This is a genomic window from Polaromonas sp. P1_G1, assembly GCF_056405595.1.
On the sequence record NZ_JBFUBU010000059.1, the window covers coordinates 1 to 24920 of the forward strand.

Annotated in this window: 27 protein-coding genes; 8 read left to right on the forward strand and 19 right to left on the reverse strand. The window is 65.9% G+C overall.

The features are described 5' to 3' along the window. Window positions 1-287: 287 nt before the first annotated feature. From AC1D1Y_RS23050 to glmU, 3 genes are all read right to left on the reverse strand, one after another. A complete protein-coding gene (locus AC1D1Y_RS23050) occupies window positions 288-881 on the reverse strand; it encodes a hypothetical protein (protein ID WP_477684393.1) in 594 nt (197 codons plus the stop codon). 15 nt (window positions 882-896) lie between these two features. Continuing rightward, a complete protein-coding gene (locus tag AC1D1Y_RS23055; protein ID WP_477684394.1) occupies window positions 897-1475 on the reverse strand; it encodes a hypothetical protein in 579 nt (192 codons plus the stop codon). 119 nt (window positions 1476-1594) lie between these two features. After that, window positions 1595-3028 carry a bifunctional UDP-N-acetylglucosamine diphosphorylase/glucosamine-1-phosphate N-acetyltransferase GlmU gene (gene glmU, locus AC1D1Y_RS23060; protein WP_477684395.1) on the reverse strand — a complete coding sequence of 478 codons (1434 nt, stop codon included), beginning with the start codon at window positions 3026-3028 and terminating at the stop codon, window positions 1595-1597. Between the two features lie 25 nt (window positions 3029-3053). Here glmU and AC1D1Y_RS23065 point away from each other — a divergent pair, with 25 nt between their 5' ends. Continuing rightward, entirely contained in the window at window positions 3054-3959 is a 906-nt protein-coding gene (locus AC1D1Y_RS23065; RefSeq protein ID WP_477684396.1) for a DUF6279 family lipoprotein, read from the forward strand. A 24-nt stretch (window positions 3960-3983) separates the two neighbouring features. On the opposite strand, the gene AC1D1Y_RS23070 is transcribed toward AC1D1Y_RS23065, so the two are convergent. Together AC1D1Y_RS23070 and AC1D1Y_RS23075 are read right to left on the reverse strand one after the other, a co-directional pair. Continuing rightward, a complete protein-coding gene (locus tag AC1D1Y_RS23070) occupies window positions 3984-4301 on the reverse strand; it encodes a hypothetical protein (protein ID WP_477684397.1) in 318 nt (105 codons plus the stop codon). Window positions 4302-4428: 127 nt separating this feature from the next. After that, entirely contained in the window at window positions 4429-5187 is a 759-nt protein-coding gene (locus AC1D1Y_RS23075) for a Crp/Fnr family transcriptional regulator (protein WP_477684398.1), read from the reverse strand. Between the two features lie 78 nt (window positions 5188-5265). Between AC1D1Y_RS23075 and AC1D1Y_RS23080 the strand changes: the two genes are divergently transcribed. Continuing rightward, window positions 5266-5673 carry a BLUF domain-containing protein gene (locus AC1D1Y_RS23080; protein ID WP_477675690.1) on the forward strand — a complete coding sequence of 136 codons (408 nt, stop codon included), beginning with the start codon at window positions 5266-5268 and terminating at the stop codon, window positions 5671-5673. Window positions 5674-5685: 12 nt separating this feature from the next. On the opposite strand, the gene AC1D1Y_RS23085 is transcribed toward AC1D1Y_RS23080, so the two are convergent. The 4 genes from AC1D1Y_RS23085 to AC1D1Y_RS23100 form a co-directional block, all read right to left on the reverse strand. Beyond that, window positions 5686-6675, reverse strand: coding sequence for an MBL fold metallo-hydrolase (locus AC1D1Y_RS23085; protein ID WP_477675689.1), 990 nt, complete (start codon window positions 6673-6675; stop codon window positions 5686-5688). 114 nt (window positions 6676-6789) lie between these two features. After that, window positions 6790-7785, reverse strand: a complete 996-nt coding sequence (locus tag AC1D1Y_RS23090; RefSeq protein WP_477684399.1) for a Bug family tripartite tricarboxylate transporter substrate binding protein — start codon at window positions 7783-7785, stop codon at window positions 6790-6792. A gap of 15 nt (window positions 7786-7800) precedes the next feature. After that, on the reverse strand, window positions 7801-8190 hold the full coding sequence (locus tag AC1D1Y_RS23095) for an AtuA-related protein (protein ID WP_477684400.1): 390 nt from the start codon (window positions 8188-8190) through the stop codon (window positions 7801-7803). Next, window positions 8187-9560: an acyclic terpene utilization AtuA family protein gene (locus AC1D1Y_RS23100; protein ID WP_477684401.1), complete on the reverse strand. Its 1374-nt coding sequence runs from the start codon at window positions 9558-9560 to the stop codon at window positions 8187-8189. Before AC1D1Y_RS23100 ends, AC1D1Y_RS23095 begins: the two co-directional genes overlap by 4 nt. A gap of 89 nt (window positions 9561-9649) precedes the next feature. On the opposite strand from AC1D1Y_RS23100, the gene AC1D1Y_RS23105 reads away from it, so the two are divergent. Next, on the forward strand, window positions 9650-10552 hold the full coding sequence (locus AC1D1Y_RS23105; RefSeq protein ID WP_477684402.1) for a LysR family transcriptional regulator: 903 nt from the start codon (window positions 9650-9652) through the stop codon (window positions 10550-10552). Window positions 10553-10573: 21 nt separating this feature from the next. On the opposite strand, the gene AC1D1Y_RS23110 is transcribed toward AC1D1Y_RS23105, so the two are convergent. Beyond that, complete coding sequence (locus tag AC1D1Y_RS23110; protein WP_477684403.1) at window positions 10574-11137, reverse strand: gluconokinase; 564 nt, start codon at window positions 11135-11137, stop codon at window positions 10574-10576. 102 nt (window positions 11138-11239) lie between these two features. Here AC1D1Y_RS23110 and AC1D1Y_RS23115 point away from each other — a divergent pair, with 102 nt between their 5' ends. After that, window positions 11240-11734, forward strand: a complete 495-nt coding sequence (locus AC1D1Y_RS23115; protein WP_477684404.1) for a TfoX/Sxy family protein — start codon at window positions 11240-11242, stop codon at window positions 11732-11734. An 85-nt stretch (window positions 11735-11819) separates the two neighbouring features. Here AC1D1Y_RS23115 and AC1D1Y_RS23120 read toward each other — a convergent pair whose 3' ends face one another. Continuing rightward, complete coding sequence (locus AC1D1Y_RS23120) at window positions 11820-12455, reverse strand: DUF2917 domain-containing protein (RefSeq protein WP_477675682.1); 636 nt, start codon at window positions 12453-12455, stop codon at window positions 11820-11822. A 150-nt stretch (window positions 12456-12605) separates the two neighbouring features. Between AC1D1Y_RS23120 and AC1D1Y_RS23125 the strand changes: the two genes are divergently transcribed. From AC1D1Y_RS23125 to AC1D1Y_RS23135, 3 genes are all read left to right on the forward strand, one after another. Continuing rightward, window positions 12606-13589, forward strand: a complete 984-nt coding sequence (locus AC1D1Y_RS23125; RefSeq protein ID WP_436156111.1) for a LysR substrate-binding domain-containing protein — start codon at window positions 12606-12608, stop codon at window positions 13587-13589. Between the two features lie 85 nt (window positions 13590-13674). Beyond that, window positions 13675-14106: a hypothetical protein gene (locus tag AC1D1Y_RS23130; RefSeq protein ID WP_477684405.1), complete on the forward strand. Its 432-nt coding sequence runs from the start codon at window positions 13675-13677 to the stop codon at window positions 14104-14106. A 97-nt stretch (window positions 14107-14203) separates the two neighbouring features. Then, on the forward strand, window positions 14204-14731 hold the full coding sequence (locus AC1D1Y_RS23135) for a hypothetical protein (protein ID WP_477684406.1): 528 nt from the start codon (window positions 14204-14206) through the stop codon (window positions 14729-14731). A 98-nt stretch (window positions 14732-14829) separates the two neighbouring features. Here AC1D1Y_RS23135 and AC1D1Y_RS23140 read toward each other — a convergent pair whose 3' ends face one another. The 8 genes from AC1D1Y_RS23140 to AC1D1Y_RS23175 form a co-directional block, all read right to left on the reverse strand. Then, complete coding sequence (locus AC1D1Y_RS23140) at window positions 14830-16302, reverse strand: N-acyl-D-amino-acid deacylase family protein (protein ID WP_477684407.1); 1473 nt, start codon at window positions 16300-16302, stop codon at window positions 14830-14832. After that, window positions 16299-17210 (reverse strand): MurR/RpiR family transcriptional regulator, encoded by a 912-nt coding sequence (locus AC1D1Y_RS23145; RefSeq protein WP_477684408.1) that lies wholly within the window; start codon window positions 17208-17210, stop codon window positions 16299-16301. The genes AC1D1Y_RS23140 and AC1D1Y_RS23145 overlap by 4 nt, the downstream gene beginning before the upstream one ends. Window positions 17211-17273: 63 nt before the next feature. Continuing rightward, window positions 17274-18575 carry an alanine racemase gene (locus AC1D1Y_RS23150; RefSeq protein ID WP_477684409.1) on the reverse strand — a complete coding sequence of 434 codons (1302 nt, stop codon included), beginning with the start codon at window positions 18573-18575 and terminating at the stop codon, window positions 17274-17276. 16 nt (window positions 18576-18591) lie between these two features. After that, window positions 18592-19584: an ABC transporter ATP-binding protein gene (locus AC1D1Y_RS23155; protein WP_477684410.1), complete on the reverse strand. Its 993-nt coding sequence runs from the start codon at window positions 19582-19584 to the stop codon at window positions 18592-18594. After that, complete coding sequence (locus AC1D1Y_RS23160; protein WP_477684411.1) at window positions 19581-20645, reverse strand: ABC transporter ATP-binding protein; 1065 nt, start codon at window positions 20643-20645, stop codon at window positions 19581-19583. Before AC1D1Y_RS23160 ends, AC1D1Y_RS23155 begins: the two co-directional genes overlap by 4 nt. A gap of 26 nt (window positions 20646-20671) precedes the next feature. Continuing rightward, window positions 20672-21511, reverse strand: a complete 840-nt coding sequence (locus AC1D1Y_RS23165) for an ABC transporter permease (RefSeq protein WP_477684412.1) — start codon at window positions 21509-21511, stop codon at window positions 20672-20674. A gap of 1 nt (window position 21512) precedes the next feature. Then, window positions 21513-22454, reverse strand: coding sequence for an ABC transporter permease (locus AC1D1Y_RS23170; RefSeq protein WP_477655293.1), 942 nt, complete (start codon window positions 22452-22454; stop codon window positions 21513-21515). A 198-nt stretch (window positions 22455-22652) separates the two neighbouring features. Continuing rightward, window positions 22653-24209 (reverse strand): ABC transporter substrate-binding protein, encoded by a 1557-nt coding sequence (locus tag AC1D1Y_RS23175; RefSeq protein WP_477684413.1) that lies wholly within the window; start codon window positions 24207-24209, stop codon window positions 22653-22655. 147 nt (window positions 24210-24356) lie between these two features. On the opposite strand from AC1D1Y_RS23175, the gene AC1D1Y_RS23180 reads away from it, so the two are divergent. Then, a complete protein-coding gene (locus AC1D1Y_RS23180; RefSeq protein WP_477684414.1) occupies window positions 24357-24746 on the forward strand; it encodes a RidA family protein in 390 nt (129 codons plus the stop codon). The last annotated feature ends 174 nt before the right edge of the window (window positions 24747-24920 follow it).

Consider the following 24920-nt stretch of genomic DNA (forward strand, 5'->3'; position numbering starts at 1 on the left):
CGATTGCCCCGTCCTGGCTGGGCCGCGATTGCCCCGTCCTGGCTGGGCCGAGGAGCGCAGAGACAAGCGGATCAGGGCCGGCGTTGTCTGAGCGAAGCGAGTTTAGCCGGACCCCGCTTGGCTCGAGCACCGCAGGTTGCCCCGTAGCGCAGCGCAGGGGACCCAGACTGCGGGTCGCCTTTTCTTTGGTGACTTTCTTTTGGCGAAGCAAAAGAAAGTTACTTGCTGCCGGGCAACCCCCGGCCAGCAGGCCCAAGCAAAGGGCCCGCCGCCGGAGCAAGAACCGATTACTTACGCAAGGCCGGCGACGCCACCAACGCCTTGACGAGCTTGGCAAGCGCGTCATTCGAAGCCCGCACTGCCGCCAGCGAGAAGTTGCTCTTGAATTCCGAGAAGGTCGCCCCGCCTTCGCCACTGACCCGTATCGTCTCGACCGGCTGGCCGGCGGCATCGACGATGGTGCAGACCAGTTTGACGCTGAATTGCGTGGGCGGCCAGGTGAAGGCGCCGTCGGACGACGAGTTGGTGGTGACTTCCGGCGTGATCAGCAGGGAGACGCCGCCGGCCTGCAGGGCCGCGAAGTCTTTGGGGTTCTGCACCTTGGTCACGCTGCTGAACGACTCGGACAGCGCCTTGTAAAAGCCGGGCTCGATGTCACGGTAGGGGAAGTAGCGCACCTTGTCGCCACCGCCGCCGGGCGTGGTCACTTCCACCGAACGCAGGGCGTCGGGGATGTGGTAGCCCACCTTTTTGGCGATGGGCTTGGCGCCGGCAGGCACGGTGACCGCCGCGAGGTCGGGGTTCATGGTGATGGGGTGCGCGCAGCCGAACAGCACAAGGCAGGCCAGCGCCGAGAAAACATAGCCAACTAATCGGTTCATGGTGGTCATCCCGGCTTAGTTGCGAATGGCTTTGACGAAATCGGGATCGGTCACCAAAGCGGCGATCAGCGACTGCACCATCAGCGGGTAGTTGTTGGCTGCCAGCGGAATGGCCACGGCGCCGGCGAAAGAGCTGTCCCATTTGCGCTCTGTGCGCTTGACCTTGTCAAAGCGCACCTGGCCGTTGGCCGTCACCACAAAACGCGCCTCGATTTGCCCGGCGTTGGTGCTGATGCCGCCCGCGTCAATATTGTTCTTGAGCAGGGTGCCGCTGATTTCAACGCCCGACTGCGGGTTGTACAGCTTGGCCAGTTCCAGTTCCTGGCGCAGCGCCGCGGCGATGTAGTCGCCGTAGTTCTTGCCGACGGGCGAGGTCATGGTGTTGGCGCGAAGCTGGAGCGAGGCGGCACCCGGCATGGCTGCCGTCACGGCGATGGTGCCCGTCTTCACGGCGGGCGCGCCCTGGATCTTCTTGAGCGTCTCGACGTTGTCGATGGACGGCGCATAGTTGGGCGCAGGGCCGGCGCAGCCGACCAGAAACGCGGACACGGCAATGCCCGTGAACAGGACAACACGCCTGAACTGTTGAAACATGGGAACCCCTCTTTGTAATTGGTTGGAATGAGCGGCACCCATTGCGGGTGCAGCCGACCCGATGTTACGTCATGTAACCATCATTCCAGCCACCCCGGGAATACCCGAGGTATTCGCGCTCAGGAGGGGCGCGGCAGCTTGGCCGGGCGCTTCCAGTTCGGCAGGCTGACCTGCTTGCCGCGCGCCACGCTGAGCGCCTCGGGAGGCGTGCTCTTGGTGATGGTGGAGCCGCCGCCCACCGTGCCGCCGGCGCCTATGGTGACGGGCGCGACCAGCACGCAGTTGCTGCCGATGTGCACGTCGGCCTCGATCACCGTGCGGTGCTTGTTGGCGCCATCGTAATTGGCGGTAATGCTGCCGGCGCCGTAGTTGACGCGCTCGCCCACGGTGGCGTCGCCCAGGTAGGCCAGGTGGTTGGCCTTGGCGCCTTTGGCCAGGGTGGAGTTCTTGACCTCGACAAAATTGCCGATGTGCACCTCGGCGCCCAGCTGCGCGCCGGGGCGCAGGCGCGCGAAGGGGCCGATGAGCGCGCCCTCGCCCACCTTCACGCCGAGTTTTTCGCCGTCGATGTGGGTGAAGGGGTGGATGACGGCACCGGCGGCGATGCTGCAGTTGGCGATCACGCAGTTCGCGCCTATGCGCACGCCCTCGCCCAGGGTGACCGCGCCTTCAAAGACGCAGTTCACGTCGATCTCGACGTCCTGGCTGCAGACCAGCGTGCCGCGCACGTCGAGGCGCGCCGGGTCGGCCAGGCGCACGCCCTGCTCCATCAGGGCAACGGCCAGGCGGCTTTGGTGGACGCGCTCGAGCTCGGCCAGCTGAACCGGGCTGTTGACGCCGGCCACCTGGGCGGCGTCGGTGATCTGGTGGGCCACCACGGCCACGCCATCGGCCACGGCGAACTTCACGATGTCGGTGAGGTAGTACTCGCCCTGGGCGTTCTTGTTGTCGAGCCGGGCCAGCCAGGCGCGCAAGAGGCGCGTGGGCACGGCCATGATGCCGCTGTAGATTTCGCGGATCTCGCGCTGGGCGGCGCTGGCGTCCTTGTGCTCGACGATGGCCCTGACTTGCGACGACGCTTCGGGGCCGGCGCGCACGATGCGGCCGTAGCCCGTGGGGTCGGCCATGCTGAGCGTGAGCAGCGCCAGGCGCTGGCCGTCGCACTGGTCAATCAGTGCCTGCAAGGTGGCGGCCTGGGTCAGCGGTACGTCGCCCGAGAGCACCAGCGTGACGCCGTCGTCGGCCAGCAGGGGCAGCGCCTGCTGTACCGCGTGGCCGGTGCCGAGCTGCGGCTCCTGGCGCGCGAAGCGCAGCGCCACCGGGGTTGCTGTAGCGCCCGCGGCCTCGGTAAAACGCTTGCAGGCGGCCTCGACTTCCGCCGCGCCATGGCCGGTAATGACCACTGCCTGGCGCGCCGACACGGAGGCGGCGCATTCGATGACATGCGCGAGCAAAGCTTTCCCGCCCAATCGGTGTAACACTTTAGGCAAACTGCTTTTCATCCGCGTGCCTTTGCCCGCGGCCATGATGACGACATCGATTGGGGTTGCCATGAAATTTCCTCTGGATCTTGGGGTGATGACGCGTTCCCGGGCCGCCGGGGCGGGCACGGGACGCTGCACACGGATTATCGGCGGGCTGGCCGTCCTGCTGCTGGCCGGGCTGCTGCAAAGCTGCAGCCTCATGAAACTCGCTTACAACCAGGCGCCCGAACTGGCCTACTGGCAGCTGGACCGCCACTTCGACTTCACCGACGCACAAAGCCTGCAGGTCAAGGCCGACCTCGACAAACTGCAGGCCTGGCACCGCCAGACGCAGCTGCCCGGCTACATCGAGGCGCTGCAAAAGCTGCAGCATCAAATGCCTTCGGACATGGACGCCGCGGCGGCCTGCGCGATCTACACCGACGTGCGCGGCAAACTCGTGGCGCTGTCGCGGCAGGCGGAGCCGCCCATGGCGACCCTGGTCGGTTCGCTGCAGGCCGGCCAGCTGAAAACCCTGGAACGCCGCTTCGCCAAAGGCAATGACGAGTACCGCGAGGACTTCCTGGAGGCCTCGCCCAAGGCCCAGCGCGACAAGCGCTACAAGGAGGCGGTCAAGCGCGCCGAAATGCTCTACGGCCGGCTGGAGAAAAAGCAGCTGGCGGTGATTGAGCGGCGCATCGACAGCTCGCACTTCGACGCGCCGCGCAGCTACGCGGAAAAAATCCGGCGCCAGCAAGACGCCCTGCATACGCTGCGCCCGCTGGTGGCGGGCCAGGGCACACCCGAGAAAACCCAGGCCGCGATGCGCGGGCTGTTTGAGCGCACCCTCACGTCACCCGATGCGGCTTACCGCGATTACATGGAGAAGCTGACGCAGGACGCTTGCGCCACGCTGGCGGAGCTGCACAACAGCACCACGCCGGCGCAGCGCCACAAGGCGGTGGAGACCCTGCATCGTTACGAACAGGACTTCAGGACACTCAACGCGCAGAAATCCTGAAGCGCGGCACCTTTGCCGCAGGTTTTACTGCCCCGGAGACTTGGAGTGGGAGCGCCCCTCCTCCTCGGCTTTTTTCAGTTCCTCGGCCTGCTGCGGCGACTCGGGCCTGGCGGCCTCGGCGTCGGACTTGACGTCGGCATCCTTGAGGTAGGACTTGATTTTTTCCTGGTATTTGCGCGTGCCTTCATAGCTGCCCTCGCCCATCTGGCCGGTCGGGCCGTCGCCGGGCTGCGACTGGCGCGGCTGGAACTCGCGCGAGCCGCTGCTTTGCTGTTGCTGCCGGTTCGAGAAGCGGGGCGGTTGCTGCTGCAGCCGTGCGCCGGGGGCTTGTGCGTGGTCCATGAGCGTCTCCTGGGTGGTGTCTGGTCTCGCCGCATCACGGGCAAGAGAGCCACCTTAGAACTTGGAACCGGGGGAGCATGTCATCCGCCAAGGAAGCTTGCTGTCGGCGCCCGCCTACAGGGCTGAATCAGAGTAGCGGAACCTGCGAGGGGGGCGTATCGTAATAGTCCGCAATGCGCTCCAGCGCGCGGGTGTTGAGCAGGCGCAACTTGCCGTCGAGGATCTCGTGCAGGCCGAGCTGGCGCAGGCGCCTGAGCGTCTTGTTGGTGTGCACCAGCGACAGCCCCAGCGCGTCGGCGATGTGCTGCTGGTTGATCGGAAATTCGATCATGCCGCCGGCGGCCATGCCCACGCGCTCCAGCCGGCGGAATAAATGCATCAGCAGCATGGCCACGCGTTCGGTGGCATTGCGCCGCCCGGCCGTGAGCAGGTGGTCGTCCACCATGCCCTCTTCTCGCGCCGCCAACCAGGTGATGTCATAGCCCAGGTTGGGGAAATTGCGGAACAGCTCCCACAGACCCTCACGCGGGAACACGCAGAGGCTGGCATCGGTCACGGCCTCGATGCCGTGCATGGCGCCGTCGGCGAATTTCTGCTGCAGGCCGATGAAGTCGCCCGGCAGCAAAAAGTTGAGGATTTGCCGCCGGCCGTCGCTCAAGGTCTTGTAACGAAAGGCCCAGCCCGAGTAGAGCGTGAAGAGTTTGCCGTTGGGTTGCTGCTCGGGAAGTATGGTGGCGCCGGCCTTCACCATGGCGGTGCCGGTGCGGAAGGCTTCGAGGAACTTCAGTTCTTCGGCATTGACGGGCATGAAAGCCCGGGTCTCACGCAAACCACAGGCATTGCAGCCCGGCGGGCAGATCGCTGAAGTTGGCGTGGGGATATTCATAAAAGAATAATCTTAGGCGCATTTACTTGTGTCTTTTGACATTGTGCGCCTACGTGTGGGCCGCTACATTGGGCCGCAATGACAAAAACAAGCACCACTCTGTATGAAATCCTTTACGTCAGCACGCTGGCCCCCGAAGCGCCGCTGAGCGTCGTCGCAGACATCGCCGCCAAGGCCCGCCGGGCCAATGCGGAGCGCGACATCACGGGGCTGCTGATTTTTGACGGCATGCGCTTTTGCCAGCAGTTTGAAGGCGGGCAAAAGCAGGTGCTGGCGCTGCTGGAGCGCATACGCCAGGACAGCCGCCATATCAATATGCAGGTCGTGCACCACGGCGAACTGGCCGCCCGCCGGTTCCGGCGCTTCAGCCTGGGTTATTGCCTGGTCGAGGATGAGGATGTGCTGGAACGCATGGAGCAACTGGACGGCCAGGCAGCGCTCGATGTTTTTGTCGGGCTGCTGTCCAGCCTGGACCTGGATTCCTGAACGCGCCGGGCTTCAGCCCTGGAGCGCTTTCCACATTTCCTGGTCCCGCTCTGCGGTCCAGATGCGCGGATTCTTGATGCCGCTGGCTTCGTCGAATGCGCGGCTCACGTCAAACGGCAGGCAGTGCTCATAGATGAATACATGGCCGAAAACCGGGTCCATGCTTTTGCGTGTGTGGTCCATGGCGGCCTTGAGGTCCATGCCGGCTGCTGCCGCTTCCTTGCCGGCTTTGTACAGCGTCTCCACCCAGCGTTTGGTGTAATCCAGCGCCTTGTTGACGTTGGCCGCGCCCTTCATGGCCTCGCCGCGGCCCGGCACGATGGCCTCGGCCTTAAGCGCGCGCAGGGCTTCAAGCGTGGCGGGCCATTCCTCGAGCTGGGCGTCGCCGGTGTAGACACCCGCCTCGTATTCGACCAGGTCGCCGGAGAACAGCACTTTTTCTTCTTCAATCCAGGCGATGGTGTCGCCGCGCGTGTGGCCGGGGCCGGGGTGCCAGACCTGCACCTTCACGCCGCCCAGGTCCAGCACCAGCTTGCCGGGTACCTCGCCTTTGACGGGGTTGCCGCCGTCTATCACCAGCGTCGGCCAGGTCAGGCCGGGCACGCTTTCGGCATTGCGGAACAGCCGCGGGAAGCGCTCCATCTCGCTTTGCATGTCCTGCGCGCCGCGCTCGACGATGAGTTCGTAAGTGCCCCGGCTGGCGATGATCTCGGTCGCGCCCTCGGCTGCGTAGGCGCTGGCGCCCAGCACGCGCACCGCGTGGTAGTGCGTGAGCAGCACGTACTTGATGGGCTTGTCGCTGACGCTGCGTATGCGCGCAATCAGGTCCTGCGCCATCGCCGGCGTGGCCGTGGCGTCGCTGACCATGATGAACTTGTCGCCGATGATGACGCCGGAATTCGGGTCGCCCTCGGCGGTGTAGGCCCAGCAGTGCGCGCTGAGCTGCTCGAAGGTGATGGTCTTGTCGGTCAGGTCGGACTGGGAGGCGAAGGCTTTGGACATGGGGTTTCCTGGTGGGGGCGCGGCGGAACAAGGCCGCCGGCTTTGCCGGGAATTTTACTTAAACGTAATGCGTTACGAATAGTTGAATCCCAAACCCCAGTTCCCCCGTGTCGTTTACTCGGGTTCTATGCCCGCCGCCTTGATGATTTTTCCCCATTTGAGGGTTTCGTCCGCCTGGAACTTGCGCAGTTCTTCGGGGCTGCTGGTGAAGATCTCGATGCCGCTGGACTGGTAGAAGGGCGCGGCCGAGGCGCTGCGCGCGGCGCGCGCGAGCATGTCGGCGAGTTTGGCCACCACATCGGCGGGTGTGCCGGCCGGCGCGTAGGCGGCAAACCAGTAGGTCATCTCATAGCCCTTGACACCGGCTTCGGCGATGGTGGGCACGTCCGGCGCCAGCGGCGAGCGCTGCCGCGTGGACACGCCCAGCGCCTTGAGCTTGCCGGCCTTGACCTGCGGCAGGCCGGTGGCCATGTCGGTGATCATCATGTCGATCTGGCCGCCCAGCAGGTCGGTCACGGCCGGTGGGTTGCTCTTGTAGGGGATGTTCAGGATGTAGGTGCCCGTCATCTGCTTGAACTGCTCGYCCGCGACACGGCTGGAGGAGCTGCCGCTGCCGAAGGACAGCTTGCCCGGCTTGGATTTGGCCAGCTTGATGAAATCGGCGACGCTGTTCACCGGCAGCGCCGGGTTGACGACCATGATCTGGCCGCCGCGCCCCAGAGCGGTGAGCGGCGCGAAGTCCTTGACCGGGTCATAGGGCAGCTTCTTGAACAGGTGCTCGTTGGCCGATTGCGTGGTGTTGGTGGTGATGAAGACGGTATAGCCGTCGGGCTTGGCTTTCGCCGCCGCCTGGGCCCCGATAAAACTGTTGGCGCCGGGCCGGTTGTGGACCAGCACGCTGGCCTTGCTGTCGTTGGTCACGGCCTGGCCCAGGGCGCGCGCCAGCTGGTCGGTAGCGCTGCCGGCGGCAAAGGGCACGATGAAGGTGATGGGCTTGTCGGGAAAGCCCTGGGCCGGCGACAACCCGGGCGCCAGCGCGCAGAACGCGGCGGCGGCGAGCATCAGGGGGCGGATGCGCGGGTTTGCGAAGTTCGGTAGTGGGGGGGTCATGTCTTGTCTCCTTTTTTAATTGAAAAACCAGTCGGTATGCGCCAGTGCCGGGCCCGCGAGCAGGGGAGCCAGGCCGGCGGGAATCTCTATCGGCAAGTCCAGCAGCCAGAAGGACAGGGCCTTGCCGTGGGTGTCCAGGTTCAGCGCATCGTTGACGCCGCCGTCGAGCACTTCGTCGAGCACAAAATTCAGCGCCGCCAGCCCCGGCAGTTCAAAACGCTGCACGCGCGTGGGCCGGCGATGGGCAAAGCGCTGCGCCACCACGGCCTCGGTGACTTGTGCCAGCAGCACGGGGTAAAGATCAGCATGCCAGGCAATCACGCTGATGTTGGAGCGGTTGCCTTTGTCGCCGGTGCGTCCGTGGGCGGCGCGGTACAGCGGAACCGTGATGCGGGCTTCGTTCATGCGGACTCCTGCAGGGCGTCCAGCATGTCGAAGCGCAAAGGCACGGCGTCGCGCGGCACCAGGCAGGACAAGGTGTTGAGCCGCGGCGTCAGCGAGCTGCGCACGCCGCCGCCGCCGGCCGGGCCGCAGCAATACAGCGCGGTAACCTCGCGCGGCAGGCGCTCTGCCTGCGCGCGGTCGGCGTGGGTGGCGGCGACACGCAGGCGCACGTCGCGTGCGTCACCCACAGAAGACTCCACCAGCAAACGGCCCGCGTCGTCGCCCATGACGCTGAGCGCGCCTATGAGGTCCACACGCAGCGCCAACTCCGGCAGGCGCCGGCGCAGCACCTCGGCGGCCAGGCGCGCGCGCGCTTCGGCGCGGGGGCCGGCATAAGAGATCTCACCTTCAGCCAGCCAGCCGCCTTCATGGCAGACATTGACCTTGAGGCTGGCCGGCCGCGCATGGCCGCGCACGCCGGCCAGGGCCACGCGGTCAGGCCCAGCGAGGCTGAGCTGCGCGACACTGATGTCGGCCACCACGTCGGGTGTCAGGTAGGCGGCCGGGTCGTGGACTTCATAGAGCAGTTGCTCCTTGACGCCGGCCAGGCTGACCACGCCGCCGGTGCCCGCCGCCTTGCCGATGACGCAGTGGCCCTCGCTGTCGATTTCGGCGATGGGGTAGCCCACGTTGTGGAGCTCCGGCACGTCCTTGTAGCCCGGGTCGGCGAAATAGCCGCCGCAGACCTGGGCGCCGCACTCCAGCAGATGGCCCGCCATGGTCGCGCGCGCCAGCCGGTCCCAGTCGTCGGCGCGCCAGCCGAAATGCGACATTGCCGGCCCCACCGTCAACGAGGGATCGGCCACGCGCCCGGCCACCACGATTTGCGCGCCGGCGTCCAGCGCGGCGGCGATGGCCTCGGCGCCTATATAGGCGTTGGCGCTCACTTTACGAATGCCGTCCATGGCGGCGCCCAGTTCGGCGCGCAACAGCGGCTCATGCTGCGCACCCGAGAGGTCGTCACCCGCCACCACGGCGATGCGCGGCGCGGGCAGGCCCATGCCGGCGGCCATGGCCTGGATGTGGCGCGCGGCCGCCAATGGGTTGGCGGCACCGAAGTTGCTCACGATGCGGATGTTGTGCGCCAGGCAGCGCGCCAGCACCGGCCGCAGCATGTCGTCCAGCAGCGGCTCGAAGCCGGCATCCGGGTCGGCCCGACGCCGCAGTTGCGCCAGCGCCAGCGTGCGTTCGGCCAGGGTTTCAAAAATCAGGAAAGCCGGCCCGCCGCGCGCGACCAGGGTGTCGACCACCGGCCCGGCGGCGTCCACACGGTCGCCGGAAAATCCGGCGGCGCAGCCGATCAAAAGAGGAGCGGGGGAGGATGGGGTCATGGGCGGGTGCTGAGGAGCCCTGAATTTAGGCCTTGGGCATTTATTTGTAAAATTGAAACTTCTTATCCATTGATCTGGATGGCAAATAAATGGCCCAACCCAACCTTTCCCTGCGACAGTTGCGCGCCTTCCTGGCCCTGGCCGAGCAGCGCAGTTTCACGCAGGCCGCGGCCACCTGCTATCTGTCGCAGCCGGCCTTCAGCGCGCTGATCCGCACGCTGGAGGGCGAACTCAACACACGCCTGTTCGACCGCGACACACGCAGCGTGGAGCTGACGGCCGAGGGCCGGCTCTTCGCGGACTCGGCGCGCCGCCTGGTCGGCGATTTCGGCGCGGCCCTCAGCGACCTGAACGACCATGTCGAGCGCCGCAAGGGCCGCGTGCACATTGCCGCCCTGCCTTCACTGGCGGCCGGTTGGCTGCCCGCGGTGTTCGCCGAATTCCGGAAAGCCTGGCCCGGCATAGAACTCAACCTCAGCGACCTGCTGTCGGACGCCTGCGTGGATCTGGTGCGCAGCGGCAGGGCCGATTTCGCGCTGGCCTCCACCGGCGTGAGCCACGCGGGCCTGAGCACCCGGCTGGTCTGCACCGATCGTTTTTACCTGGTGTGCCGCAAGGACCACCCGCTGGCGGCCGAGGCTTCACCCACCCTTAAGAAGCTGGCGCCCTACCCTTTTATCCACATGTCGCGCAACAGCAGCGTGCGGCAGGCGCTGGAGGCGGCGCTGCACCCGCAGCAGGCCAATACCGTGCTCGAAGTCGACCAGCTGGCCACCGCCGCGGGCATGGTCGAAGCCGGGCTGGGCATCAGCGTGGTACCCGCGCTGACGCTGTTCCACTTTGAGCGCAAGGCCCTGGTGACACGGCCGCTGGCCGCGAGCGGCCTGACGCGCAAGATTTATCTGGTGCGCCGGCAGGAGGGCAGCCTGTCGGCGGCCGCGCAGGCCCTGCACGACCTGGTGATGGACACCATGAAGGCCCGTACACCCTGAGCCGAGCGGCGGGCCGGCGGCTCAGCCCGGGCGGCGCGCGCCGGACAGCCAGTCCACCGCGCTTTGCGCCAGTGATTCCAGCGGCGCATCGCCGGCGAGAGTCAGCACGCCGGGCTCGGCCGAAGGGTCCTGCAAGGCCTCGAACTGGCTGGCGACCAGGCTGGGCGGATAGAAATGGTCGGCCCGCTGGCCCACGCGACGCAGCGACTCGGCCGGGCTGATGGCCAGGTGCACAAAGCGCAGGCCGGTAGCGGCGCCGCGCAGGATGTCCCGGTAGCCGGCCTTCAGAGCCGAGCAGGTCAGCACCACGCCCTCGGGGTGGCGCGCCAGTTCGGCGCCCAGCTGCCGCAGCCAGCCCTCGCGGTCTTCATCGGCGAGGGCGATGCCCTGCTGCATCTTGCGGATGTTGCCGGGCGGGTGGAAGTCGTCGCCCTCGACCAGCGGCAAGCCCAGCTGCGCGGCCACCAGGCGCCCGACCGCCGACTTGCCGCAACCGGCCACCCCCATCACCACCACGCGCACGGGGGGCGCGCCGGGAAGGGTGCCGGAGGCTGGAAGGGAGCGGGTCAGGGATGCGGCGGTCATGCGCAAATTATCGCGGCGCACGGCCGCTTCGCGCGCCCATGCGTGACAGCGGACGCAAAACTGCGCTTGATCGGCCCACCGGTGCTTTGTTATCGTCGCGGCATGGCCACACCCAAAAATGATTTTGCAAACTACTGCTGCGAGCTTTTGTCGGGCGTGGGGCCCTGCGTCGCCAAACGCATGTTCGGCGGCTTCGGCATCAGCACCGGCGGCCTGACCTTCGCGCTGGTGGCCGACCTGGGCGGCGGCGAGATCCTCTGGCTCAAGGCCGATGAGATCACACGCGGCCTGTTCGAAGCTGAAGGCTGCGGGCGTTTCACTTACGACATGACCCGCAATGGCGTGCGCTCCGCGCACAGCCTCGGCTACTACAGCGCGCCCGAAGAGGCCATGGAGTCGCCCGAGCTGATGCTGCCTTGGGCGCGGCTGGCGCTGGAGTGCGCACTCAGGGCGCGCGCGGCCAAACCAGCCAAAAAACCCAAACCGAAAACAAAAGCCCCCGCGAAGGCAAAAGCAAAAGCAAAAACGACAACGAAATCGGCAACGAAACCGAAAACGAAACCCAAGGCGGTGCCAGCCAAAAAAAGCCGCGCATAAAAAAACCCGCAGCCTTGCGGCCGCGGGTTCAAAGCTCCCTTGCGGAAGGAGCCACTGACTAGAACGGTATCAATATCAATCGGAACTAAACGAGGTTGGACATCGCCAGCACGTTGTAGTTGTGCGGATGCCGGCGCTGGTCGTCCTTGTAGGCGTCAAAGTCGTGGCCGGCCGCCATGGGGCGGGCGCGGGCGGTGAGAAAAACCATGGCCAAAGGAGTCAGCAGGGCTTCGACCGCCGCTGCCGCGCCCAGCACCAGGCCGCGGGCCAGGCGCCCYAGGGCACCGGTGGCCAGGCCGAAGGCGGCGCGCAGGTCGCTCAGCGGCTGCAGCACGCCAACGCGCCAGCCGGCCGGCTCGGCGGCGGGCTGCCTGACGGCGGCGCACGCTGCGCTGGCCTCCCAGCTGAAATAAGCCGATGCGCCGTGGCCCGAACTGAAGGACTCCATCACCAGCGACTCACCGGCCTTGAGCGTCAGGCTCTCGCCCCGGCTCAGGAAATGGTCGCCGGCGCGCACCTGGGCGTCCTGGCTGGCGGAATCGAAGGTGGCCCAGACCCGGCCATGCGCAATTCGCAACACACCGGCCTGGGCGGCGTGCAAGGTCAGGGCCCGTCCCGCACCCAGCTTCCAGAAGCCCGCCAACCCGTCAACCTGGCCGGTGGTGGCATCGGTAGCCTGTTGCAAAAAGCGGTCGCCTGCGTGAGAAGCTGAGTGTTCCATGGTGTTCTCCAAAAAAGGCACAAAGTGAGTGATGAGGGTTGAATCATCTCGCGGCGGACTTGCGCGGTCCAATGAAATCGCGGTAAGCTATTCATTCCATAATCGCATCAATCAATCAGGCTCAAATTGCCCTGATTACCTGGAACTGTCATGCTGCATTCACAAACACACCTGCGTTCCCGGCCGATTTCCGCCGGCCAGCTGCGGGCCTTCGAGGCGGTGGCCCGCCACCTTAACTTCCGCGCCGCCTCGGAAGAGCTGGCCCTCACCCAGTCGGCCGTAAGCCGGCAGATCCAGGGCCTGGAGGAGGACGTGGGCGTCAGCCTCTTCCACCGCCACACCCGGGCCGTGGAGCTGACCACCGCCGGCGGCATCCTGCTGCGGGCCGTCACGCCCTCGCTGGAGCGCATCGACAACGCGGTGCGGCAGATACGCCAGACAGCGGGGCGCAAGAGCGTGTCGCTGACCACCTTCGCCTCCTTCGCCTCGATGTGGCTGATCCCGCGACTCGAGGGATTCCAGCGCGACAACCCCGACATCGACATCCGGATTGATGCGTCGGACGTCGCGGTGGACCTGGACATTTCGGACCTGGACCTGGCCCTGCGCTACGCCCCGGCCAGCCACATGCCGCCCAACGCGATACGGCTTTTCGGCGAGCAAATCACCCCCGTCATCAGCCCCTGGCTGCTCAAAAGCGGGCCGCGCCTGAAAAAACCCGACGACCTGGCGCAGTTCACGCTGATCGAGGCCGGCGACGCCCACCAGACCCACCTCGAATGGCTGACCTGGCGGCGCTGGCTGGACGAGCACGCCAGCCCCAAGCTGGAGGCCAAGCGCTGGCTGTACTTCAATTACGCCTACCAGATGGTGCAGGCAACGCTGACGGGCCAGGGCGTGGTGCTGGCGCGGCTGCCGCTGATCGCCGAGAGCCTGGCCTCGGGCGACCTGGTCGAGCCCCTGCCGCAGACGCGCATGGAGTCGCCCATGAGCTACTGGCTGATCGTCGGCCCGCGCAACGTGGCCAGGCCCGAGGTGGTGGCCTTTTGCGACTGGCTTAAAACCCAGGCCGCGCTGACGCGTGAGGCGATCGGGGATGTGCCCGATCCGGACACGGTAGATAGCCTTGACTGAGCCCACCCAGAGCACCGACAGCAAGGCATTCGCCCTTCCCCCACCTCTCATGTCAAACGTTAGGCGCCTGAAAATGTACCGATACATGGTCCCAATCCTGCTGGCATCCTCCTTTGCAACGTGCCTCGCCCAATCTGATCCACAGCCAGTCGAAGAGTCAGCCGAAGCTGCGAAGAGTCTGGGCTATTCAACCGTCTCCGAGGCGCTGGAGTCTCTCAAGGCTAAGGCAGGTGTCACTGTCAATGTCACCAAACCCGATGGCTGGATCATCATCAACGAACCGAGCCCTGTGTTCGCTGTCTGGTCGTTCACGCCCGAGGGGCACTATGCACATCCGTCGGTCGTACGGCGCGTCATCCAGCAGAGGCCGGGCGGAGAGGTTTACATGGAGATGACCGCGCTATGCCGAGCCGACAAAGCGTCTTGCGACAAGCTGATTCGGGAGTTCCAGCAACTCAACGAGCGCATGCGGGAACAAGTGCGTGCGCGCCTGCAGCAAGAAAAGGTCCGGCAGTGAACCGGCAGACGCCTAACCCGTCCATCGAGGGGACGTCCAACATCAGGTTTTGCCTGCTGTCGGCCGCCCCTCATGTCAACCATTAGGCCTCGAAAGCATGCACTTCCGCACCTTCCTCAAGACCGGCGTCGAGGTCTTGCCTCTTGGTGGCCAGCACTGGCAAAGCAACTTGTGGCCGATCGAACACTGGAAGGCGAGTTCAGGGCGGTGGCGCTTGTTTACCCCTGCCATTGATGACTTCTTGAACGAAGAGCTTGAGGGCAGATCCTTCGGAAGCTCCATCGATCAATATGTTCTTCTCCTTGAAGTCGCTGACTTTGAGGCTTGGGGAACCGGGGTAACGTTTACGGGTCCAGAAGGATTCACTCGCTATAAACACAAAACCAGGGAAGTCTGGAGTGTCGGTCGCATCGACTGGACCGAAGTCCAAAACCTACCGGCGAGTCAGCAGCTCAAAGTGTTTGGCGAGGCCTTGCAGTTTTCAATCGAGAAAGTCACTCTGGCCAAACGCAAGCCGAAGGACTTCGACGCCGAAGGGTTCGCCAATGCAGTGAGCAGCAAGCTTCGCTCAGCGAAGGTGTCGCAGTTGTCAAGGTCGGCCCATGCAGTGCACAACGAGGACTAACCTCTCGCTCAACCGGCCTGGGTATCACGCACGCGTTTTAACTGCGGGTCATTAAAAATCTCAGTCCCACCAGCGCTCACCGGACGGAAAAACTCAGCTCAGGCCGCGCCACGCTTCAGCAAACGCCCGGCCCTCGCCTGCACCTTGGCATGCGCTACGTCGACATCACCAGCCACATAGGCCAGCTCGCCGTTTACAAACACTTTCTCGATGCCTTCCGACACCGCGATCGGGTCCTGGTAGGTCGCCACGTCGCGCACGCGAGCCGGGTCCAGCACCACGACGTCGGCATGCCAGCCGGGCTGCAACTGGCCGCGCTGGTGCAGGCGGAAGTTGCGCGCCGACAGGCCGGTCATCTTGTGGATCGCGGTTTCGAGTGAAAAGAGGTTTTGCTCGCGCCAGTAGCGCGCGAGCACGCGCGGAAAAGCGCCCCAGAGGCGCGGGTGCGGATGCCGGTCGTGCGGCAAGCCGTCGGAGCCGATCATGGTCCGCGGATGCGCGATGACGCGCTTGACGTCGTCCTCGTGCATCTGGAAATAGCAGGCGCCGCCCGGCTGCAGGCGGCGGCAGGCGGCCTTCTGGTCAACGCCCCACTCCTCGGCAATCGAGGCCAGCGTACGGCCCATCATTTCGGGGTGGGGAGTAGACCAGCTCAAGAGGACGTCGATCACGCCGTCCACCAGGTCTTCCCGCAGCACGGTCGAGCCGGCCACGTAGGGATAGACGTCCATCGCGATGTCCTGGCGCTGCGCCAGGGTGTCGATCAGCGGCAGCGTCTCGCGCGTGCGGCCCCAGTTGGCCGGGCCGGCGCATTTGTGGTGCGAGATCACCAGCGGCACGCCGGCCTCGAAGGCGCAATCGCCGGCCTCGTGCATGGCCTCCAGGATGTCGGCCATCTCCGAGCGCATGTGGGTGGCATAGATGCCGCCGTAGCGGGCCACCACCCGCGCCAGCGCGGTCACCTCGGCCGCCGGCGCCGGCATGGCTTCGGCATAGAACAGGCCCGAGGACAGGCCGATCGCGCCCTGGGCCATGCACGCCTCGAGCATGGCGCACATGGCGGCGACTTCATCGGCGCTGGCCGGCCGGCTAAGATCGCCGACGCAGGCATAACGCAGCGTGGTGTGGCCGATCAGCGGCGCCACGTTGACGGCCGGCTGCGCCTCGGCTACCGCCTGCGCATACGCATCCACCGACGGGTACTTGAACGAATTGCCCAGCAGGGTAAGGGCGCCCTGGGGCTGGTCGACGACGAAGGGTGCGACCGACAGGCCACAGTTGCCGGTCACCACCGTGGTGATCCCCTGCGACAGCTTGGGGAACATCCCGGGCGCATTCAGCACGATGGCGTCATCGTGCGTGTGCACGTCGATGAAGCCGGGCGTGATGGCCAGGCCGGTGCAGTCGTGCACCTGGACGTCGCTGAGGGCCAGGCCGTCCGGCAGGCGGTGGCGAAGGCCCGGGCCGATGGCCGCAATGCGGTCTTCCACCAGCAGCAGGTCGCCGGCTTCGGCGGGCGCGCCGGTGCCGTTCACCAGCAGGCCGTTTTCCAGAAGGGTGGCGCGGGTCATCGCACTTTTCCGATCACTGGCTTGGCGCTTTCGTCCCAGTCCAGCCGGGGATGGTGGTGCATGTCCACACCGCGCGTCTCCAGCGTGCGCTGGATGTTCGCCAGCCGGTCCACCGCCTTGTCGCCCAGCCGCTGCGCCACCAGCACGGTAAGGATTTCGATCACCGTCAGGTGCGCCAGGTAGGCCTCCGGGCCCACCGGCATCACCGGGTCGGGCGCGACCTCCACACCCAGCACGATGTCGGCCAGCGCCGCCAGCTGGGAACCGGGCTGCGTCAGCGCGATGATGGTGGCGCCCTGTGAGCGCGCCACGTCCACCGCCTCCAGCAAGGAGGGCATGCCGCCGACGTGGGTGACGGCGATCACCACGCCGCGCGGGCCTATGGTGGCGGCTGAGATCAGTTGCAGGTGCGGGTCCAGGTAGCTGCTGGCGGACAGGCCCATGCGGAACAAGCGCGCCTGCAAATCCGAGGCCATGAAGTTGGAGGTAACGCCAACGCCGTAGCAGTCCACCCGGCTGCCGCCGACGATGGCGTCGGCCGCCGCCTGCGTGGCTTCCACGCTGAGCTGGGCCTGAACGCTGTTGATCACGATGGCGGCTCCGCGCGTCACCTTTGTGATCACCTGGCGGGTGTCGTCGTCGATGCGCACGCGCCGGTTCAGCGGCGAGCCCCCCACGGCCATTTCCTGCGCCAGCGCGAGCTTGAACTCGCGCAGGCCCGGGTAGCCCAGGTCGCGGCAGGTGCGCATGATGGTGGGCACCGAGCTGCCCGCGCGCTGCGCGAGCCGCTCAAAACTTTCATCCAGCACGCGCTGGGGGTCCTGCAGGATCAACTCCAGCACGCTGCGCCTGGACGTGGGGGCGCTGGCGATGTTGTCGGCGATTTTGGCAAGAACTTGTGAGGTCATGAGGACTTTGGTTGCGGCGCGCGCAAAGCTGCGCGGCCCATTACAACAAGGGGGTCGAACAGATTAGAAACAGGTGACGAGTGCATCGCACACCGTGTAATTCTCATCGACAACCGGCATCCAGCGCCATTTGTCGAAAGTCGTGCAGGGATGGGAGATCCCCAGCGCCACCAGGTCACCGACCTTGAGCGCGGCCAGTTCGGGGCCGCTGCCGCGCAGGTAGGCGTGCTGGTCGTTGAGGGCCGTGACCTTCCAGTCCGCGGGGGCGGCCACGGGCGCGGCGCCGGGCGCGCCGACCGAGGACAGCGGTATCGGCATCTCCAGGTCGTAGGACAGATCGCGCCGGCCCACGGCCAGGATGGCCAGTCCGGGCTCGGGGCAGGACTGTACCGTGGCCCAGACTTCAATTGCCGGCCTGAGGCCATCTTTGCCGGCGCTGTCGTGCAGGCGCTCATTGACCGAACTGACCAGGCGCTTGTAGTTGCCGTGGTCGTGCGTGATGTAGCAGCCCGAACGCAGCAGGCCGCGCACCGGGCGTGAGAGCTTGGGCGTGAGCCAGCCGCTGACCAGGTCGAAGATGGCCGAGCCGCCGGCCGTCATCAGGATTTCGTCGCTGTCGAACAGGCCTTGCTGGTCGCAGGCCAGGGCGATGTCGCAGGTGCGCCGCATCAGCGCATCGGCATAGGCCTTGTCCGCCGTCGAATCACCGGTGGCGCCTTGCCCTTCATAGGTTTCGATACCCACCAGGCGGCAGGCCAGGCTGGTGCGGATGGCGGCGGCCAGGGCCATGGCATCGGCCTCGTTGCGCACGCCGGTGCGCGCGCCCATGACGCCGACTTCCAGCAGCACCTCGAAGGGTGCATCCATCGCGGCGGTGTTGGTGCGCGCCCAGGCTTCGATCAGCGCCAGCTGCGCGATTGAATCCACCAGGAAGACGATGCGCAGGCCGGGATATTCGCGCAGCATGCCCTGGATGCCGGCCAGGTCGACGGCGTTCACGACCTGGTTGGCGATGAGCAGTCGCTTGGCGCCGGCGGTGATGCCGGCGCGCATCTGCGCGACGGTGGCGAAGGTCAGGCCCCAGGCGCCTTCGTCGAGCTGGCGCTTGAGCAGCTGCGGCGACATGGTGGTTTTGCCGTGCGGCGCCATGTCCACGCCCTGGCCTTTGGCAAAGCGCTGCATCCAGCCCAGGTTGTGCTTCATGGCCGACTGCTTGACGACGGCCAGCGGCAGCGGCAGGTCGCCCTTGAGCACGTTCCAGCCCTGTTTACCCATGTCGGAGCGGCGCACCGGCCCGCTGTTGTGGGGGAAGCCCTTGAAGGAGCGGTCGAGTTTCGGGTCGAGGAGGTCTTGCAATGTGCTCATGGATTTTTCTTGAATATCAGGCGGCGGCCAGCGCGGGCGCCTCGGCCACGGAGTTTGCCAGGTCGTCGCGTATGCAGGCCTTGAAGCGGCCGTTGCCCATGTCACGCAGCTCGGGGCGGGTGGTGGCGCAAGCCTCAATCGCATGCGGGCAACGCGTGCGGAACACACAGCCCGAAGGCGGGTTGACCGGGCTGGGGATGTCGCCCTTGAGCGCGATGCGCTCGCTTTTGTGCTCGGGGTCGGGCTTGGGCGAAGCGGCCAGCAGGGCCTGAGTATAGGGATGCAGCGGGCGTTCGAACAGCTGGGCCGTGGGCGCGACTTCCATCACGCGGCCCAGGTAAAGCACCACCACGCGGTCGCACAGGTACTCGACCACGTCGAGGTCGTGCGAGATGAACAGCATGGTCAGCGACAGCCGGTCGCGCAGGTCGCACAGCAGGTTGACCACCTGCGCCTGGATGGACACGTCGAGCGCCGACAGCGGCTCGTCGGCCACGATGAACTCAGGCTCGACCGCCAGGGCACGCGCCACGCCTATGCGCTGGCGCTGGCCGCCGGAGAACTCATGCGGGTAGCGGCTGGCGTGCTCGGCGCGCAGGCCGACCAGCTCGAGCAGCTCGGCAATGCGTTTGGCCTGTGCTTCTTTCCCCTTGGCCAGGCCGTGCACCTGCAAAGCCTCGCCCAGGATGTCTTTCACCCGCATCTTGGGGTTCAGGCTTGCGTACGGGTCCTGGAAAATCATCTGCAGCTTGCTGCGCAGTGCGCGCATGCGGCCGCCGGAGGCCTTGCCCAGGTCTTCGCCGCGGTACAGCACCTGGCCAGAAGTTGCCTCGATCAGGCGCAGCAGCGTACGGCCAATCGTGCTTTTGCCCGAGCCGGATTCGCCGACCAGGCCCAGCGTTTCGCCGGGCTGGATGCTGAAGGACACGTCGTCGACCGCGCGCACCGGCTTGGCGGCCGCGCCGAAATAACGCTGCAGGTTTTTCACCTCAATCAAAGGGGCGCTCATGCGGCCTCCACCGTAGCTGTGGCGGTTTCTTCCACGCGTATGCAGCGCGCGCTGCGGGTTGGGCCTGCGGCGAGCAGCGCGGGCATGGCGTCGCGGCAGGGCGGGATCGCCAGGTCGCAGCGCGGCTCGAAGGCGCAGCCGGGCGGCGGCGCCAGCGGGCTGGAGACCTGGCCGCGAATCGCGTAGAGCCGGCGCTTGGTGCCGGTCTGGCCAGTGGCGAGTTCGCGCTTGCGCTGCTGCGCGGGCAGGCAGGCCAGCAGGCCTAGCGTGTACGGATGGCGCGGCTGGGCGAACAGCTCGCGCACCGGCGCGGCTTCCACAATGCGGCCGGCGTACATCACGGCCACGTCGTCGGCATGGTGGGCCACCACGCCGAGGTTGTGGGTGATGAACAAAATGCTCATGCCGGTCTCGGCCTGCAGCCGGCGCATCAGCTCCAGGATCTGCGCCTGAATGGTCACGTCGAGCGCGGTCGTGGGTTCGTCGGCGATCAGCAGCGTCGGGTTGCAGGCCATGGCCAACGCGATCATCACGCGCTGGCGCATGCCGCCCGAAAGCTGGTGCGGGTATTCATGCAGGCGCTGGGCGGCGGCCGGTATTTCGACCAGCTCCAGCATACGCAGCGCGTGTGCCAGTGCGGCCTTGCCGTCCAGGCCCATGTGCAGGCGCACCGATTCGGCGATCTGCTCGCCCACGGTGAAGACCGGGTTCAGGCTGGTCATGGGTTCCTGGAAGATCATCGCGATCTCATTGCCGCGTATGCGCCGCATGTCGGCTTCGGGCAGGGACAGCAGATCCAGCGCCTGGCCGGCGCGGTTGGTGAATATCGCTTCGCCGCTGACCTGGGTGGAGGCGGTGCGCGACAGCAAGCGCATCAGCGTGAGGCTGGTCACCGACTTGCCGGAGCCGGACTCGCCGACCAGCGCGGTGGTCTTGCCGGGGCGTATGCTGAAGCTCACGTCGGCGACCGAGCGGATCAGGCCTTCGTCGGTGTCGAAGAAGGTGCTCAGGTGGCGCACATCAAGGCGCGTGCCGCTTGGAAGGGGGGTGGGCGAATTCATGGGGTCGTTTTTTTTGATCGACGGGTTCACATCGATTTCCTCAGGCGCGGATCCAGCAGGTCACGAATGCCGTCGCCCAGCAATTGCAGCGAGAGCGCGGTGAGGATGATGGCCAGCCCCGGGAACAGCACGATCCACAGCGCCTGGTGGGCGTACTGCTGGCTACCGGCCACCATGGTGCCCCAGGTCGGGATTTCGGGTGGAACGCCCACGCCCAGGAAGGACAGCGCGGCCTCGGCCAGGATGGCGTAGGCAAAGATGAAGGAGGCCTGCACCAGGATGGGCGACATCAGGTTGGGCAGGATGTGGCGCAGCAGGATGCGCACGGTCGAGACGCCGACGGCGCGCGCGGCCTCCACGAACAGCAGCTCGCGCACCACCAGCGTGGAGGCRCGCACCACGCGGGCCACGCGCGGCGTGTAGACCAACACCAGGGCCAGCACCACATTCAGCATCGAGGGCCCAAGGATGCCGACCAGCGCGATCGCCAGCAGGATGTCGGGAAAGGACATCATGGCGTCAACCACGCGCATCACCGGCGCGTCGAGCCTGCGAAAGAAGCCCGCGACCAGGCCGAACAGCGTGCCGGTCACGACCGAGCCTAGCGCGGTCAGCAATGCGATGGTCAGCGAGTAGCGGCCGCCGAAGGCGATACGGGCAAAGAGGTCGCGCCCCAGTTCGTCGGTGCCGAACAAATGGGAGGGCGAAGGCTGGGACAGCCGCTGGCTCACGGCGGTTTCGTTCGGGTCCAGCCCGCTCAGAGGGCCGGCGAAGAGCGACACCAGGACAACCAGCGCCAGAATGATGGCCGCCGCCAGCACGATGCGGCGGCGGAACAGCTTGCGGAGAATCAGCGGCATCTGCATGTCAGTATTTCACCCGTGGGTCGACCACGGTGTAGAGCAAGTCAATGGCGAAGTTGATGACGACATAGATTGCGGCGACCACCAGCAGCGCGCCCTGGATCACCGGGTAGTCGCGCCGTATCACCGCGCTCACCACCAGGTTGCCCACGCCCGGCAAGCCGAACACGGTCTCCGTCACCACCGCGCCGCCTATCATCAGCGCCACCGTCAAACCGAGGACGGTGACGATGGGCACCAGCGCGTTGCGCAGCGCATGCTTGAGCACCACCACGTTTTCAGACAAACCCTTGGCCCGCGCGGTGCGCACGTAGTCCTCGCCCAGCACATCCAGCATGGAGGCGCGCGTGAAACGGATGATGAGCGCGGAGTTCAGCACGCCCAGCACCGCGGCGGGCAGCACCAGGCAGTGGATGCGGGCGGCCAGCGAGGCGCCCGGTTCGCCATAGCCCGAGACCGGGAACCAGCCCAGCGAGACCGCGAAGATCTGCATCAGCACCAGGCCGAACCAGAAGCTGGGTATGCTGGCGCCCAGCATGGCAAAGCCGGTAAAGGCCTGGTCGATGGCCTTGCCGCGAAATACCGCCGAGACGATGCCGCAGGGCACGCCGATCAGCGCTGCGATCGCGATCGCCATCAGCGAAAGCAGGGCGGTGGGCTCGGCCCGCTCCCAGAGCGCCTGGGTCACGGGGCGCTGCAAAAAGATCGATTCGCCCAGGTTGCCGTGCGCCAGTTCGCGGATCCACAGCGCGAACTGCACCGGCAGGGGTTTGTCCAGCCCGTAAACCTTCTGCACCCGGGCGATGTCCTCGGCCGTGGCTTGGTCCCCCAGCAGCACCGCGATCGGGTCGCCCGGGGCGGCGCGCGTGAGGATGAACACCAGCACCGCCACGATGGCCATGACCACCAGCATGCCGCCCAGCCGGGACAATAGATACCGTGTCATGACTTTGCTCTATCCATAAAGGGTGAAATCTCTTTATCCATCGGGGGGCGCCCTGTCAGCATCACTAGACCCGGCCAAAACCGAAGCGAACCAAACCAGTCAAGCCGCAGAACCGGCTTTGCCAGGCCGCAGGCGGCGGCCCCTATACGTGAGGAAAGGGGCAGCGCGCCGCAGGCTCGAAGTGAAAAGCGTGGGGGCTCAACTCTTCAGGCTGGTGTTCCAGAAGAAGGGATAGGTATAGGGCGTATAGCCCTGCAGCGCCGGTGCGCGCGCCGACAGGCTGGCAAATTTTCCGACCTGGATGTAGGGCACTTCGTCGTAAACCACTTGCTGTACCTTGCCCCACAGCGCACCGCGCTTGGCCGGGTTGGGTTCCTGGTTCAGCGCGGTCAGCGCCTCCTGCTTGGCCGGCGAACTCCACCAGCCCGGCGCACCGTCGCCCAGCTGCGGCGGCGAAAGCATCGGCTCGGGGAACAGGCCGGAGTGGGTGATGTAGATGTCCCACAGCTTGGGGTCGGCGCGGCGCTGCAGCAGCGTCGCCCATTCCACCACGTTCAGCTCCGCCTTGAAGCCGGCACGCTTGAGCTGCTCGGCCATGATGAGCGCCATGTTGTAGTGAAAGTCGTACTGGCGGCTGGTCAGGATGCGCACCGGCTCGCCCTTGTAGCCGGCCTGTTCAGCCTGGCTCTTGGCCTTCTTCGCATCGCGCTCGTTGTAGGCGGCGGTGCCGGCGGTCGAATAGAAAGGCGTGCCCTTGGGGAAATGGTTGCCCTCGGCGATGAAAAAGCGCGTGTCGCCAAAGCCCGCCGCCAGCATCTCGCCTTCACCCAACGCGGTCTGCAACGCCTTGCGCACCGGCTGGTGCGCAAGCGAGCCTTCCTTGGTATTGAACACCAGGTAGGGAAAGCCGAAAGACGGCGTCATGATGGGCACCACCTTGCCGCCGGCCTTTTCCAGCCGCGGCAGGGCCTCGATCGGCAGCAGGTCGGCGTAGTGAAACTGGCCGGCCAGCGCGCCTTCCACCCGCGTGTTGGCATTGGGCACCGGCACGAAGCGCAGCTCTTCCACTGAGGCCACCCGCTTGCCGCCGTAGCCGCTGGCGGCTTCCTTGCGCGCAGCGTAGCCGTCAAAACGGGTGAGCAGCACGTACTGGTCGGGCTTGCGCTCCTTGAACTTGTAGGGCCCGGTGCCCACGTACTCGCGCAGCGGCTGGGCCAGCGATTCCTTGGCCATGATGGCCGCCATGCCGGAGGCCATGGCCAGCTGCGAGAGCAGCGGCGCGTAGGCGTTCTTCAGCGTGATGTCCACCGTGAGCGGTCCCTTGGCCGTCAGGTCGGCCACTTGCACCGCCACCGACTTGCCGCGCGGCGAGACTTCCATCCAGCGCTTGAGGCTGGCCACCACGTCGTCGGCGTTGAGCTCGCGGCCGCTGTGCAGCATGACGCCTTTTCGCAGCGCGATGGTGTAGAGCTTGCCGTCGGCGGAGATTTTGGGCATGGCCTCGGCCAGCATCGGCACCAGCGCCGCCTTGGCGTCGAAGGTGAACAGCGGCTCGTAAACGTGCTGCATGATGATGCAGACCAGGTCGGCCGGCGTGGACTGGATGTCCAGCGTCGGCGGCTCGGCCACCATGGCCAGGTTCAAGGCCGACTTGTTGCCCTGCGCGGCGGCCGGGCCGAATCCGGCGCCGGCCGCGCCCAGGGCCAGCAGGGAAGACAAGGCGGTGCGGCGGTGCATGCGAATTCCACGGGTCATAAAAAACTCCTGATTGAAGTTAAATTTCACAAACGAAGATTAATTGGTCTATAAATGGTATTTTTCAGGATAAACCCGAATAAAGGGGGGATTTCTGAAAATATTTTTCAAAATTACTGTCAATAAAGACTTTGAAAGGAGTTTGTTATGCCTCTGGAGTATTTAGGAAATCCCCCGCTGGCCTCCGACCACCAGCCCCGCCCGTTTTCGCCCGCCGTTCGCGCCGGTGACTTCGTTTATGTCTCGGGCCAGGTGCCGGGCGACGAAAAAGGCGAAATCGTGCAGGGCGGCATCGAGGTGCAGACCCGCCAGGTCATGAAAAACATCCAGGCCGCGCTAGCCCTGGCCGGCTGCACGCTGGACGACGTCTGCAAAACCACCGTGTGGCTGCAGGACGCGCGCGACTTCGGCAGCTTCAACCGCGTCTATATGAGTTACTTTGCGAACGGCAAGCCGGCCCGCTCCACGACCGAGGCGCGCCTGATGGTCGATGCGCGGGTGGAGATTGATGTGGTGGCTTACAAGCCCAAAGCCTGAGCACCCAGCGCCATCGTGCTCCGGCCTTTGCGCTCTCCTCTGAGGGTGGCTGGCCGGGGGTAGCCCGGCGGCTACTCACTTTTCTTTTGCTTCGCCAAAAGAAAAGTAAGCAAAAGAAAAGGCGACCCTGGTTGCTGCGTCCCTTCGCTTCGCTACGGGCAACCTGCGGTGCTC